Origin of the sequence: Paracoccus sp. C2R09, from assembly GCF_018860625.1 — a bacterium.
Taxonomy (GTDB): Bacteria; Pseudomonadota; Alphaproteobacteria; order Rhodobacterales; family Rhodobacteraceae; genus Paracoccus.
On the sequence record NZ_JAHKQB010000007.1, the window covers coordinates 182,853 to 196,811 of the forward strand.

The 13,959-nt window shown below is 66.5% G+C and carries 13 protein-coding genes; 6 read left to right on the top strand and 7 right to left on the bottom strand.

Going from position 1 to position 13,959, the window contains the following annotated elements:
- The first annotated feature begins 1 nt into the window (after position 1).
- Positions 2–478 (top strand): DUF421 domain-containing protein, encoded by a 477-nt coding sequence (locus tag KO490_RS01395; protein ID WP_216017600.1) that lies wholly within the window; start codon positions 2–4, stop codon positions 476–478.
- Here the strand turns inward: KO490_RS01395 and KO490_RS01400 are convergent, their stop codons facing one another.
- Together KO490_RS01400 and KO490_RS01405 are read right to left on the bottom strand one after the other, a co-directional pair.
- Positions 479–1,504: a mechanosensitive ion channel family protein gene (locus tag KO490_RS01400; RefSeq protein WP_216017601.1), complete on the bottom strand. Its 1,026-nt coding sequence runs from the start codon at positions 1,502–1,504 to the stop codon at positions 479–481.
- A gap of 187 nt (positions 1,505–1,691) precedes the next feature.
- Positions 1,692–3,572, bottom strand: a complete 1,881-nt coding sequence (locus KO490_RS01405) for an acyl-CoA synthetase (RefSeq protein ID WP_216017602.1) — start codon at positions 3,570–3,572, stop codon at positions 1,692–1,694.
- A 243-nt stretch (positions 3,573–3,815) separates the two neighbouring features.
- Between KO490_RS01405 and KO490_RS01410 the strand changes: the two genes are divergently transcribed.
- The gene (locus KO490_RS01410) at positions 3,816–4,370 is read left to right on the top strand and encodes a CAP domain-containing protein (protein WP_252726938.1); all 555 of its coding nucleotides are present in this window, start codon (positions 3,816–3,818) and stop codon (positions 4,368–4,370) included.
- Positions 4,371–4,467: 97 nt separating this feature from the next.
- Here KO490_RS01410 and KO490_RS01415 read toward each other — a convergent pair whose 3' ends face one another.
- Entirely contained in the window at positions 4,468–6,252 is a 1,785-nt protein-coding gene (locus KO490_RS01415) for an ABC transporter transmembrane domain-containing protein (protein WP_216017603.1), read from the bottom strand.
- A 37-nt stretch (positions 6,253–6,289) separates the two neighbouring features.
- Positions 6,290–6,943 carry a 5'-methylthioadenosine/S-adenosylhomocysteine nucleosidase gene (locus KO490_RS01420; RefSeq protein WP_216017604.1) on the bottom strand — a complete coding sequence of 218 codons (654 nt, stop codon included), beginning with the start codon at positions 6,941–6,943 and terminating at the stop codon, positions 6,290–6,292.
- Positions 6,944–7,074: 131 nt separating this feature from the next.
- Between KO490_RS01420 and zapE the strand changes: the two genes are divergently transcribed.
- Positions 7,075–8,190: a cell division protein ZapE gene (gene zapE / locus KO490_RS01425; RefSeq protein ID WP_216017605.1), complete on the top strand. Its 1,116-nt coding sequence runs from the start codon at positions 7,075–7,077 to the stop codon at positions 8,188–8,190.
- A gap of 16 nt (positions 8,191–8,206) precedes the next feature.
- On the opposite strand, the gene KO490_RS01430 is transcribed toward zapE, so the two are convergent.
- On the bottom strand, positions 8,207–8,839 hold the full coding sequence (locus KO490_RS01430) for a DsbA family protein (RefSeq protein ID WP_216017606.1): 633 nt from the start codon (positions 8,837–8,839) through the stop codon (positions 8,207–8,209).
- Positions 8,840–8,897: 58 nt separating this feature from the next.
- Between KO490_RS01430 and KO490_RS01435 the strand changes: the two genes are divergently transcribed.
- Both KO490_RS01435 and KO490_RS01440 read left to right on the top strand, forming a co-directional pair.
- Complete coding sequence (locus tag KO490_RS01435) at positions 8,898–9,212, top strand: HNH endonuclease (RefSeq protein ID WP_216017607.1); 315 nt, start codon at positions 8,898–8,900, stop codon at positions 9,210–9,212.
- Between the two features lie 275 nt (positions 9,213–9,487).
- Complete coding sequence (locus KO490_RS01440; RefSeq protein WP_216017608.1) at positions 9,488–10,090, top strand: outer membrane protein; 603 nt, start codon at positions 9,488–9,490, stop codon at positions 10,088–10,090.
- A 67-nt stretch (positions 10,091–10,157) separates the two neighbouring features.
- Here KO490_RS01440 and KO490_RS01445 read toward each other — a convergent pair whose 3' ends face one another.
- Together KO490_RS01445 and accD are read right to left on the bottom strand one after the other, a co-directional pair.
- Positions 10,158–11,441 carry a folylpolyglutamate synthase/dihydrofolate synthase family protein gene (locus KO490_RS01445; RefSeq protein WP_216017609.1) on the bottom strand — a complete coding sequence of 428 codons (1,284 nt, stop codon included), beginning with the start codon at positions 11,439–11,441 and terminating at the stop codon, positions 10,158–10,160.
- 54 nt (positions 11,442–11,495) lie between these two features.
- Complete coding sequence (accD, locus tag KO490_RS01450) at positions 11,496–12,431, bottom strand: acetyl-CoA carboxylase, carboxyltransferase subunit beta (RefSeq protein ID WP_216017610.1); 936 nt, start codon at positions 12,429–12,431, stop codon at positions 11,496–11,498.
- A gap of 89 nt (positions 12,432–12,520) precedes the next feature.
- On the opposite strand from accD, the gene cls reads away from it, so the two are divergent.
- Positions 12,521–13,948 carry a cardiolipin synthase gene (cls, locus tag KO490_RS01455; protein WP_216017611.1) on the top strand — a complete coding sequence of 476 codons (1,428 nt, stop codon included), beginning with the start codon at positions 12,521–12,523 and terminating at the stop codon, positions 13,946–13,948.
- The last annotated feature ends 11 nt before the right edge of the window (positions 13,949–13,959 follow it).

A 13,959-nucleotide genomic window follows, 5' to 3' on the forward strand; every position in this document is an offset into this window, starting at 1 on the left:
CATGGACTGGTCCGAAATGTTCTTCCAGGGGTGGTCCGGCATCGTCCGCACCATCCTGATCGGGCTTCTGGCCTATGTCATGCTGGTGCTGTTCCTGCGGATCTCGGGCAAGCGCACGCTTGCCAAGCTCAATGCGTTCGACCTGGTGGTCACGGTGGCCATCGGGTCGATCCTTGCCTCGATCCTGCTGCAGAAAAGCATCCCGCTGGCCGAAGGGGCGACCGCCCTGGGGCTGCTGATCGGCATGCAATATGCCGTGGCCAGCCTGTCGGTCCGGTCGCGGCGCTTCGCCACCTTCGTGCGGTCCGAACCGACCCTGCTGGTGCGTAACGGCGAATTCTGCGACGCCACCATGAAGAGCGAACGCATCACCCGCGACGAGGCCCTCAGCGCGATGCGCGCCCAAGGTTGCAACGAACTGTCCCAGGTGAAGGCGCTGATCCTGGAAAGCGACGGCAGCATCAGCGCAATCCTCTGATCAGGCGGCGATCTCGGCGCGGACCCGGGGCATGGCGGCATGGCCCGACTGCTGCAGCCACATCAGCAGCTTCTCGCGGATCTCGCAGCGCAGATCGAAGGCCCGCGGCGCGCTGCGGGCACTGGCCAGGATGCGGATCTCGACCACCGTCTCGCGGAAATCGGTGACCTGCAGGACGAAGACGTCGCGGTCCCACAGGGGGGATGCCTCGACGATGCGCTTGGCCTCAGCGCGCATCTCCTCGACCGGGGCGCGGTAATCGACATAGATCATCACCGTGCCCAGAAGGGTGGAATCCGACCGCGTCCAGTTCTGGAACGGCTGCTCGATGAAGTAGTTCAGCGGCACGACAAGGCGGCGCTTGTCCCAGATGCGGATCACGACATAGGTGCCGTTGATCTCCTCGACATTGCCCCATTCGCCTTCGACGATCACGGCATCGTCGATGCGGATGGGCTGGGTCAGCGCCAGCTGGATGCCCGCGAAGATGTTTTTCAGAAGCGGTTGCAGCGCCAGACCGACCACGATCCCCGCCGCCCCCGCCGAGGCCAGCAGGCTGACGCCGTATTGGCGCACGCCCTCGATCGTCATCAATGCCGCACTGGTCCCGATGGCGATGATCAGGATGCCGCCCACGCGCTGCAGGATGCGCGACTGGGTGATGTGCTTGCGCGCCATCAGGTTGTCGTCCACGTCGATCCGGTAGCGCCGCAGATGCAGGCTCATCCAGATGTTCAGCGCGGCGCGCGCGATCAGCGTGATGCAGGCGATGAAGGCGATCAGCAGCAGGTGCCGGATCAGCCCGCCTTCCTTGTCGGGAAGCGTCGCGAAATTCGCGGCGAAGGAAACCGAGGCGATCAGGATGGCCAGCCGGACGGGCACGCGGGTCTGGGCCACCAGGTTCTTCCAGAAATCGTCGCCCTTGCGCAGGATCCGGCGCGCCACGGCAAAGATCGCCGAGGCCGCGAACCACGCGACCACCACGGCGGTCCCGAAGAAGATGATGTTTTCCCACAATATCGGCATGTCCTGTCCCCTTGGCCAACGCGTCGAGGGGTGAAGGCCCGGCCCCGCGGAACCGTTCCCGTCCGCAGTTCAGGAATGCGCGACCGTCATGGGGATTGCCGCCCCTTCGGGCATGGATCGCCCGCAGGGGCGGCAGCGGGGACCGGTCCGGCCCCCGTCATGCGGTTTCTGGCGGCCCAAGGCCCTTTCAGACCCAATCCCACTGGCAGGTGAACTGACCCAGCCGGGATTTCACGTCCCCCTCATCTGCGCCATCGCGCGAAATATGGGCCACGAGGCCGCGCTTCTTGTCCTCGACCACCTCGGTCACATGTGCGCCGCTGCCCTGCAATGCGGCGTCATAGACACGGGTGATGGCCATGCGGCGCAGGTCGGGCTTGAATATCTTGCCGACGGCGGTCTTGGGCAGTTCCGGCAGGATCTCGATATGCTTGGGGATCGCGGCGCGTTCGTGGATATGCGATTTCGCATGTGCCAGCAGTTCCTCGACCGTGACATGGCCGTCGGTCGTCAGCTCGACATAGGCGCAGGGCAGTTCGCCCGCGAAGCTGTCGGGCTGGCCGATCGCGCCCACGAAGGCGACGGCGGGGTGGGACAGCAGCCCCTCCTCGATCTCGGCGGGGTCGATATTGTGCCCGCCGCGGATGATCAGGTCCTTGGCGCGGCCCGTGATCCACAGATATCCGTCGGCGTCGATGCGCCCCAGATCGCCCGTGCGCAGGTAACGCTCCTCGGCGAACAGGTTGTGGTTCTTGTCGGCCTCGGTATAGGTCGAGCCGGGGAAGACGCCGGGATTGCCCACGCAGATTTCGCCCACCTCGTCCACGCCGCATTCATGCACCTGCCCGCTGTCGGAATGGTTCAGGATGCGGACATGGGTATAGGGCAGGGGGATCCCCACGGACCCCACCTTCTTGACCCCCGCGACGGGGTTGCAGCTGACAAGGCAGGTCGCCTCGGTCAGGCCGTAGCCCTCGGATATCTCGACCCCGGTGGCTGCCTTGAAACGGTTGTACAGCTCGATCGGCAGGGGCGCGGACCCCGACAGCGCGGTCTTGAGCGATCCGACATTGGCATCGACTGGGCGCTGCATCAGGGCCGCGATGGCGGTGGGCACCGTGATGAGGAAGGTCGCCTGCCAGCGTTCGATCAGCTTCCAGAAATTGTCGAAGACGCCCTCGCCGCGATAACCCGCGGGGGTGGGCATCACGGCATGGGCGCCCGACGCGATGCAGGACATCAGCACCGGATAGGCCGCAAAGACGTGGAACATCGGCAGCGGACACATCAGCACGTCCGTTTCGTCGAACAGCAGCGTGCCCCCCAGCCAGCCGTTGTAGATCATGCCCGAATACTTGTGCTGCGCGACCTTGGGGGTGCCGGTCGTGCCGCCGGTATGGAAATAGGCGGCAATGCGATCTTCGCGCGGGTCGTCGAATTCGAGGCGCGTGTGCTTCTGCGCACTGACCGCGGCCTCGAAGTTCAGCACCTTGGCGTGATGCCTGGTCGGAACCTTGGGACGGATCAGCGGCACGATGAAGCGCTTGGGGCCGCGCAGATGGCGGTTCAGGTCGATTTCGACGACGTGGGTGACGTTCGGCGCCGACGCCACGGCCTCGGCCGCCTTCTGTGCCACGTCCGATTTCGGGAATGCCCGCAGCGTGACGAGGATTTTGGCATTGGTTTCGCGCAGGATGCCGCCGATCTGCTGGGCGTCCAGAAGCGGGTTGATCGGGTTCACGATCCCGGCGGTCGCACCGGCCAGAAGGACGACCGGCGTCTCGATGCTGTTCGGCAGCAGATAGGCCACGGTGTCCTGCGGGCCGACGCCCAGGCTGCGGAACAGGTTCGCCGCCTCGGTCACGCGTTCCAGAGTCTCGCGCCAGGTCAGGGTCGTGGCGTGATCCTTGGGGCCCGCAAGCAGCTGGAAGGACAGCGCGGGCCGGTCGGGAAACCGCGCCGCGGTCCGCGACAGGAATTCATAGATGGTGATCGGCAGGTCGCGACCCTCGTAGGGGCCTTCCCTCTCGATCCGGTCACGGTCTTCGTAGGTGCTGAACTTTCCCATCGCTTCCTCCCTTGAAGGGCCTGTTCCCGACCCTTCCCCTCGGGCGGCAGGATGGGCCGGATTGCGCATGCCGGGCAAGGGCTTGGGCCCGCCGACCCCCCGAAACGCCGCGTCATTACCCGCCGAACATGCGCAGCCTTGGCAGGAATCCGCAAGCCGCGCCCCAGGGGGTTGTGCCCGGGGCGAATTAAGGGATTTTGCAACGTTTATCGCTTATGCCGAGTTCAACCCTAAGGAGAGTTGATGGAGAAGCTCATGTTTCGATCCGAAGCCCCGATCCGTGTCCTTGCTCTTGCGGGACTGACATTCATTGCAGCCTGTGCCGACCAGAAGTCATCGAGCCCGGCCGTCGATCCCTATGCGGTACAGGTGGCCGAGGCGGGGGATGCGGAATGCATCGCGGCATCGGCCGAGGCCAACCGGATCGGCGTCGCCGCGACGAACCGCGCCAGGGCGGGAAAGGGTCTGCCGCCGGTGCAGGCCGACCCGGTCCTGGCCGAGGTCGCCGCGCGCCATGCCTGCGACATGGCCAAACGCGGGCGCATGACGCATTTCGGCAGTCGGGCCAAGATGCCCTCGGACCGGGCCAAGCGCATGAATTATCAACCGATGATCATTGCCGAAAACATCGCCGCCGGGCCTTACGATCTGCAGCGTGTGCTTCGGGAATGGAATGCCTCGCAAGGGCATCTGGCCAACATCAATCAGCCGTTGGTGCAGGATTACGGCGTGGGCCAGGCCATCGGCGCGGATGGTCGCACGCGGTACTGGGCCGCCGTCTATGCCGCACGGAAATGACAGCGCGGGAGGGGCGCGCCGAACGGCCATCGAGGCCGTGCGGCGCGCTGCCTTCCAGCCGGCCTCGATGGCCGGATGGAAGGCATGCCCCCAACCTTCAGGCCGTTGCGCCATCCGTGAACTGCATCCGCGCAAGATCGGCATAGAGCCCGCCTTCCGCGACAAGATCCTCGTGGCGGCCCTGTGCCACGATGCGCCCTGATTCCATCACCACGATGCGGTCGGCCTTCTTCACCGTCGCCAGCCTGTGCGCCACGACGATGGTCGTGCGGCCTTCGGTCAGACGGGTGATCGCCTCTTGCACGAGGGCTTCGGATTGTGCGTCCAGCGCACTGGTGGCCTCGTCCAGCAACAGCACCGGGGCGTCGCGCAGGATCGCGCGCGCGATGGCGATGCGCTGGCGCTGGCCGCCCGACAGGGTCACGCCTCGTTCGCCCAGGGGCGTGTCATAACCCTGCGGAAGCGCCACGATGAAATCATGCGCATGGGCGGCGCGTGCGGCATCCGCCACTTCCTCATCCGATGCCTCGGGGCGCCCGAGGCGGATGTTCTCGGCCGCGCTGGCGGCGAAGATCACCGGATCCTGCGGCACCAGCGCCATCCGGGCCCTAAAGTCGCGCCGCGCCATGTCGCGCAGGTCGATCCCGTCCAGCGTCACGCGCCCCGATTGCGGGTCCCAGAACCGCTGGATCATCTGGATGATCGTCGTCTTGCCGGCCCCCGAAGGCCCGACCAGGGCCACGGTCTCGCCGGGTTCGATCCGCAGGTCCATACCTGCCAGGGCGGGCAGGTCGGGGCGCGAGGGGAAATGGAACGCCACGCCCTCGAAGGCGATGCGCCCCTGCACGGGAACGGGCAGGGGGCGCGGATCGGTCGGATCGGGCAGGCTGTCATCGGCCTGCAGCAGCTCGGCCAGACGTTCGGTCGCGCCGGCGGCGCGCTGCAATTCGCCCCAGATCTCGGACAGGGCGCCGACCGCGCCCGCGACCAGCACCGAATAGATCACGAACTGCACCAGCTGGCCCGCGGTCATCGCGCCCGATTGCACGTCGCGCGCCCCGATCCACAACACGCCGATGACACCCGCGAAGATGAGGAAGATCACGATGGCGGTCATGACCGCCCGTGTTCCGATCCGCGACAGGGCCGTGTCGAAGGCGCGTTCGGTCACCTCGTCGAAACGCGCGATGCTCCGATCTTCGTGGGTGAAGGCCTGGATCGTCTGCGCGGCCAGCAGGCTTTCGGATGCGGCGCCCGAGGATGCGGCGATCCAGTCCTGGTTGCGGCGCGACAGCTCTCGCAGCCTGCGGCCCAGCACGATGATCGGGATCATGACGCCCGGAACGATCAGCAGGACCAGCCCCGCCAGCTTGATCGAGGTCCAGGCCAGAAGCCCCAGGCCCCCGATCAGCAGCAGCAGGTTGCGCAGCGCGATGGACAGGGACGACCCGATCACCGACTGGATCAGGGTGGTGTCGGTGGTGATGCGCGACAGGATCTCGCCCGTCATCACCTTCTCGAAATAGGCGGGGGCCAGGGTGATGACCCGCGCATGGACGGCCTTGCGGATATCGGCCACGACACGTTCGCCCAGGCGCGACACGAAGTAATATCGCGCAGCGGTTCCCACCGCGAGGCCCAGCACGATCAGCAGCGCTGCCGCGAAATAGCGGTCCAGAAGCCCCGCGCCATTGTCGAAATTGTCGATGACACGGCGAACGGCCAGCGGCAGGATCAGGCTGATCGCGGATGTCGCCACAAGCGCCACCAGCGCGGCCAGCGCCTGCATCCGATAGGGGCGCAGGAAGGGGCCGAGCGCCGCCAGCGTTCCGATCCGTCTTCCTCTGGGTCGGTCGTCCTGAATTTTCGCGCCGCGTGCCATGTCGGGTCCGTTCGTCCTTGAGGGAAGCCCCGCCCGTTTAGGCGCTGTCCCCCGGCAGGACAAGCGAGCCGCCCCGGATCGCATCCTCCAGCGCATCGATCGCACGGGCCAGCTTGCCGTCGATGATGTCCAGATATTGGGTCCAGTCGACCATCTGCGACACCTCCTCGGCCCCGTCCGAGATGCCGCGCAGGCCGATCAACGGAAGCCCGAAATGCTGGGTGACGCGCAGGATCGCAAAGGTTTCCATGTCGACCATGTCCTCCTCGATCATGCCATAGGCGGGGCCGGTGACGATATTGCCGCCGGTGGACAGGGTGGCTGCGGGCAGGCCCGGAATGCGGTGCGGCAAATCGACCACGCGCGGCAGGTCCAGAAGCGGCGTGCGCCCGCGATCGAAGCCCAGGGGCGATGCGTCGATGTCGCGCCAAGCGACCGCGCCCACCTGATAGATCTCGGTCTGCAAAAGCCGCGCCGACCCGGCCGAGCCGAGCGAGACGACCAGTGCGGGCTTCTCCTCCATCGCGGCAAGGGCGGCGGTCAGCTGCACCGCGGCCTCGATCGGGCCGATGCCGGTCATCAGGGGGGTGATGCGTGCGCGCAGCCGGGGGCCGTATTCGGGCTCGGCCGCCATGACGAACAGGACGGGCTTGCCGCCGATCATGTCGGGACGCGGTGCGGGACGGGTCATGGCGGCCTCTCGGATGACGATACGGGCACTTGGGTTGCATGGGCCGCGCGACGCGGTCAAGCGCGATGCGGACTTGCACGGGGCTTCGGGCCTGTGGCAGGCATCGGGGCGGCTTATCGAAGGGGCAGGGCATGGGCAGGATCGCGGAAATCTATGGCCGAAAGGCCGATGCGGGCGAAATCCGCCCCGATCCTGCGCAAAAGGCCGTCCTGCCGGAAATGGACCGCGTGCTGGGCGACCTGTCGCAGGCACCGGCCCCTGCGGCCCCGGCCAGGCGCGGCTGGCGGTCGCTGTTCGGCGGCGGATCCGAACCCGCAGCGGTGACGGGCGGTCGGGGGCTCTATCTGTGGGGCGGGGTCGGGCGCGGGAAATCCATGCTGATGGACCTGATGGCCGGGGCCGCGCGCGATCAGGGCATCGCGGTGCGCCGGGTGCATTTCCACGAATTCATGCAGGAGATCCAGGCAGGCCTAGAAGAGGCCCGCAAGCGCGGGGACCAGGACACGGTCCGCCCCGTCGCCATGGGCGTCGCGGCCAAGGTCAGGCTTCTGTGCTTCGACGAGATGCAGATCACCGACATCGCGGATGCGATGATCGTGGGGCGGCTGTTCCAGGTGCTGTTCGATCAGGGCGTGACGGTTGTCACCACCTCGAACCGCGTCCCCGAGGATCTGTACAAGAACGGGCTGAACCGGCAGCTGTTCCTGCCCTTCATCACGCTGCTGCGCGAACGCATGGCGGTGGTCTGCCTCGACAGCGACAACGATTATCGCCAGAACCGCGAAGGGTCGCCCATCTGGTTCACCCCGGTGAATGCCGATGCGCGCCAGGCGCTGGACGCGGAATGGGACGCGCTGACCGATGGCGCACAGCCCGAACCCGCCAGCTTCGAGGTCAAGGGCCGCCAGGTCGAACTGCAGGCCATGTCCGGCGATGTGGCCCGCGCGGGGTTCTGGGATCTGTGCGGGCGTCCGCTCGGGGCGGCGGATTACCTGATGCTGGCCTCGAAGGTCCGGGTGCTGATCCTCGACGGGGTGCCGCGGCTGAACAGCGCCAATTACAACGAGGCCAAGCGCTTCGTTACGCTGATCGACGCGCTGTACGAGGCCAAGGTCCGGCTGATCGCCAGCGCCGCCGACGAACCCGAGCGGCTTTACGGCGAAGGCGAGGGCAGCTTCGAGTTCGAGCGCACGGCCAGCCGCCTGCGAGAGATGCAGGATGCCGGCTGGGGCCGCGCGGATGGGTGAACCCGACCTGTAAGGGTCAGACGCCCATCGTCCGACGCCCGCGCGCGACCAGATCGCGCAGCTGGGTCAGGGTCAGCTCTCCGAAGACCAGTTCGTCCCCGCAGATGAAGCTGGGCGTGCCCACCAGCCCCATGTGATCGGCCAGAAGGAAGCTGTTGGTGATGTGACGCTCGGGCGCCTCGGCCAGCATGTCGCGACGGATCTGTTCCTCGTCCAGACCGACGCTGCCCACGACGCGCATGGTGCTGGCGGCATCGGCGGGTCCGCGCATGGTCATCAGCGCGTGATGCAGCTGCCAGTACTTGCCCGTCCCGAGGGATGCCAGCGACGCCTTGGCCGCGAATTCCGATCCCGGCCCGAAGACCGGCCATTCGCGATAGACGATGCGCAGGTCGGGTTCGGCCGAAACGAGCTGCTGCACAAGGCCGACCATCTTGCGGCAGAAGGGGCAGTTGTAATCGAAGAACTCGGTCAGGGTGATATTGCCCTGGGGATTGCCCAGCACCGGCGCGGTCGGATCGCGTTCCAGGGCCTCGCGCAGTTCCGGCGGCATCGGATTGCTGCGTTCGGGCGTTTGGCCAAGCGCGGGGGCCGCTGCAAGGGCGCAGGCGGCACCTGCACCCGTCATGACGAGGCGGCGTGTGGGCATGGAATGTCCTTTCGCGGTCTGGGCTGGGGTGAAGCAACAGGTAACGGCAGAGGGAAAGATGCGTAAACAGCGATATGTCGAGGAAACGGTCACGGTTGCGTCAGACCCGGTCTGCCCCCTGTGCCTGCGCCCCATCCCCGCGGATGCCCCCCAGAGCGTCCATCACCTGATCCCGAAGCTGAAGGGCGGCAAGGGCGGCGAGACGGTGCTTCTGCACCACATCTGCCACAAGACGATCCACAAGGCCCTGAAGGAGGGCGAGCTTGCCCGCCGCTACAACACGGTCGAGGCACTGAGATCGCATCCCGAACTGGCGCGATTCTTCGAATGGGTATCCAGGCGCCCACCGCATTTCATGGGCCGTGCCCGTTGAAAACCAAGGGTTTGCGGACCCGTCTCTGGAAAATCTTTTGCAAGATGCCCCATGAAATAAAATGCACAATGTGCAAATTGTGACAGTGTCGTGGCATGGCTCGTGATCGGTGATGTCAGCGGATGAAGGCGTTCCCGCAAGTGCCGTCACGGGGCGTCACAAGCGCGTGGTTGCGGCTTCGACACGGGCGGGCATGGGTGCCCCGCGCCGGTCTTCCGGTCCCCCGGCGATGGGCCTAGATCACCCCAAGCAAATACAGACTTTGGAGGTTTGCCATGAAATTCGCTATTGCAGCACTGGGTGCCAGCCTGATCGCCGTTTCGGCCCATGCAGGCGGCTACACCGCTCCCGTCGTCGAGACCGCTCCGGCCGCAGTCGAGCCCGTCATCGTCGAGAGCGCCTCGGACTGGACCGGCTTCTATGCCGGTGCGCAGTGGGGCAAGGGTAACGCCGATCTGGACTTCGACGGCGATGAAGTCAGCTCGGACGATTTCGACGCCTACGGTATCCATGGCGGCTACATGCACGACATGGGCAAGTTCGTCGTCGGCGGTGAACTGGACTACAACCAGATCGACATCAACGACCAGGACGAGAAGGGCGACCTGACCCGTCTGCGCGCCCGTGCAGGTTACGACATGGGCCGCTTCCTGCCCTACGTGACCGCCGGTGCGGCCCACCTGTCGCAGGACCTGAACAGCGGCGTCGATTTCTCGGAAACCGCGTTCACCTACGGCATCGGTGCGGACTTCAAGGTCACCGAGAAGGTCACGGTCGGTGCGGAATATACCCGCCAGGACTTCAACGACCTCGACAACATCGACGGTCTGGATCTGGACACCGACATGGTGCAGGTCCGCGCGGCTTACCGCTTCTGATCCGATCCGGATCAGGGCAGAGGCCCGGGGGGCGGTGCGGAAACGCACCGCCCCTTTTTGCATTGCCTCAGCCGTTCGCGCGAAGGATGCGCCCCGCCAGATAGAGCGATCCGCAGATGAGGATGCGCGCATCGGGTTCGGTCGCGACGATCTGCGCGATGGCACGTTCGGCATCCTCGGCGGTCCGGGCCGTCATGCCAGCGGCGATCGCCTGTTCGGCGGTCACATGTGCGGGCAGGGTGTTCGGTTCACCCGGAATGTCGATCGCGGTCAGCGACTGCGCCTGATCGGCCAGCGGCCGAAGATATCCACCGATATCCTTGGTGTTCAGCATTCCGCAGACCAGATGCGTCGGCCTGCGCGGCAGCGTGGCCAATGTCGCGGCGACGGCCTTGCCGCCCGCGGGGTTGTGACCCCCGTCCAGCCACAATTCGGCCCGGCCCGCCAGCGTCACCAGCGGCCCGCGCGTCAGGCGCTGCATCCGGGCCGGCCATTCGGCGCGAGTGACGGCGGCGCGGGCCTGATCCTCGGTCGCGCCCAGTTCGCGCAGGGCCGCAAGGGCGGTGCCCGCGTTCTGGACCTGGTGCGCCCCGATCAGGTTCGGCAGCGGCAGATCCCACAGCCCGTGATCGTCCTGGAACACCATGCCGTCGCGGTCGGGCTGCGCCATCCAGTGCTGCCCATGCGCGATGATGGGGGCGGTCAGCCCCTGGGCCCTGGCCTCGATCACGCGCAGGGCGTCGTCTTCCTGCGGGCCGACGATGACCGGCACGCGGGGCTTGACGATGCCCGCCTTCTCGGCGGCGATCAGTTCCAGCGTCTCGCCCAGGTACTGGGTGTGGTCGATGCTGACCGGCGTGATGATCGTCAGGCGCGGATCGTCCACGACATTTGTCGCGTCCAGCCGCCCGCCAAGGCCGACCTCCAGAAGCGTGCAATCCGCAGGGGTCCGTGAAAAGGCCAGGAAGGCCGCGGCTGTCGTGATCTCGAAGAAGGTGATGGGCTGGCCGTCATTGGCGGCCTCGCATTCCTCCAGCGCGGCGGCCAGGTCGGGTTCGGGGATCAGATCGCCCGCCAGCCGGATGCGTTCGTGGAACCGCGCCAGATGCGGCGAGGTATAGGCATGGACCTTCGCGCCCCCGGCCTCGAGGCCCGCGCGGATCATGGCCTGGGTGCTGCCCTTGCCGTTCGTGCCCGCGATGTGAATCACGGGCGGGATGCTGCGTTCGGGATTGCCCAGGGCCGCAAGGATGCGGTGCATCCGGTCCAGCGACAGGTCGATGATCTTGGGATGCAGCGCCATCAGCCGCTGCAGGATCAGGTCGGATCGGAAGTCGTCGATATGGCTCATGGCCCGCATGCCGGGGGGCAGCCCCGGCCCCCCAAGCTGCGTGGTTGTCCGGTCTTATTCGGTCTTTTCGGCGGTCGGTTCCGGCGCGGGTTCGGGCAGGGCCTCGGCCACCGGCGCGGGAAGATCCGCGCGGGTCGGCGCGGGCTTGCCCGTCAGCATGCGCAGGATGGACACCAGTTCGTCCTTCATCGCCTTGCGATGGGTCACGCGGTCCAGCATGCCGTGTTCCAGCAGGTATTCGGCGCGCTGGAAGCCCTCGGGCAGCTTTTCGCGGATGGTCTGTTCGATGACGCGCGGGCCCGCAAAGCAGATCAGGGCGTTCGGTTCGGCGATCTGCACGTCGCCCAGCATGGCATAGCTGGCGGTGACGCCACCCGTCGTCGGATGCGTCAGCACCACGACATAGGGCAGGTTCGCCTCCTTGAGCATCTGCACCGCCACGGTCGTGCGCGGCATCTGCATCAGCGACAGGATGCCTTCCTGCATCCGCGCGCCCCCTGCGGCCGAGAACAGCACCAGCGGGCGTCCGGTCTGAACCGCGCGTTCGGCCGCCGCGATGATCGCGTTGCCGACATACATGCCCATCGACCCGGCCATGAAGCTGAAATCCTGGCCCGCGGCGATGATGGGCGTGCGCCCGATCTCGCCTTCGGCGACCAGCATCGCCTCCTTTTCGCCGGTGGAACGCTGTGCGGCCTTCATCCGGTCGGGGTATTTCTTCTGGTCGCGGAACTGCAGCGGATCGGCCACGGGCTCGGGGACCTTCACCTCGCGGAAGACGCCGCCGTCAAACAGCGCGGTGAAGCGTTCACGCGGGGTGATCGCCAAGTGATGGTCGCAATTCGTGCAGACGTTCAGGTTGTCCGACAATTCGCGGTGGAACAGCATCGTCCCGCAATCGGGGCATTTGGTCCACAAGTTCTCTGGGACCTCGCGCCGCGAGAAGAGCGAATTGATGCGCGGGCGGACGTAGTTGGTGATCCAGTTCATCGCGGGCGACCTGTGGCTGTTTCAAGGCTCGCAGATAGACCGGTCGGCGGGGAATTGCAATTGCCGGGGGGCGCGCGGATGATGCGCGCATGTGGGCCACGCTGTTCTATCTGCTTCATACGTCGCTGACATGGGCGATCATCATCCGCGTGCTGTTGCGCCCGCGGCTGGAACCCGCATCGCGCGTCGCATGGATCATGGTGGTCGAGGCCGTGCCCCTTGTCGGGATCCTGGCCTATATCCTCTTTGGCGAGGTTCGGATGAACCAGGCCGAGGTCCAGCGCATGGCCGACATCCGCGACCGCCTGACGGGCCTGCGCGAACGCAGCCCCGCCGAACAGCAGGACCTGCCCGACGGGCTGCGGGTGCTGGTCGATTCCAACGCATCCGTCGGGGGCATGCCCGCGCTGTCGGGCAACCGGCTGCGCCTGCTCGAGGAATCGGACGCGGCCATCGACCGGCTGGTCCATGCGATCGACCGCGCGACGGATCATGTCCATGTCATGTTCTACATCTGGTTGCCCGATGCCAGCGGCGCCAAGATCGCCGAGGCCATCATCCGCGCCGAATCCCGCGGCGTCGAATGCCGCGTGATCGTCGATGCGCTGGGTTCCCGTGCGCTGGTGCGGTCCGAGCTATGGCACCGGATGCAGGGGGCGGGGGCCGAATGCGTGACGGCCTTTCCCTGGGGGCTGCCCTTCATCAGCGTCCTGTTCCAGCGGCTGGATCTGCGCAACCACCGCAAGATCATGGTGATCGACAACCGCCTGGCCTTTACCGGCAGCCGCAACTGCGCCGATCAGGCCTTTGCCGTGAAGGCCCGCTTCGCCCCTTGGGTCGACATCCTGATCGCGGTCGAGGGGCCGGTCGTGCGCCAGCTGCAATCGGTCTTCCTGGCCGACTGGATGAGCTATACCGGACGCGACCTGGGTCACATGCTGCAGATGGTCGAGCCGGTCGCGGGCAGCGGGCAGGTGGCGCAGGTCGTGGCAACGGGCCCGGACATGCGCTCGGGCAGCATATCCGATTGCATGGCGGGGATGCTTCATGCCGCACGCCGCAGCGTGACCATCACCACGCCCTATTACGTGCCGGACGCGGCGCTGGACGCGGCGATCCGCGCTGCCGCACGGCGCGGGGTCGAGGTCACGCTGATCCTGCCCGCCCGCAACGACAGCATGATCGTGGGGGCCGCCAGCCAGGGCTTCTGGTACGGGCTGCTGGCGGCGGGGGTGCGGCTGCAGCTGTTCCAGCCGGGCCTGCTTCATGCCAAGATCATGACCGTGGACGGGCGCGTCGCCATGGTCGGCAGCGCCAATCTGGACCGTCGCAGCTTCGAACTGAACTACGAGGTGAACATGGCGGTGCTGGACATGCAGGGCGTGGCCGATCTGGATGCGCGGCAGGACAGCTATCTTGCCCGCAGCAAGGAGATCACGCTGGACGAGGTCCGCGCATGGTCGCCGCTGCGGCGGCTGCGCAACAACCTGCTGGCGCTTGCATCGCCGCTGCTGTGAAGGGGACGGAA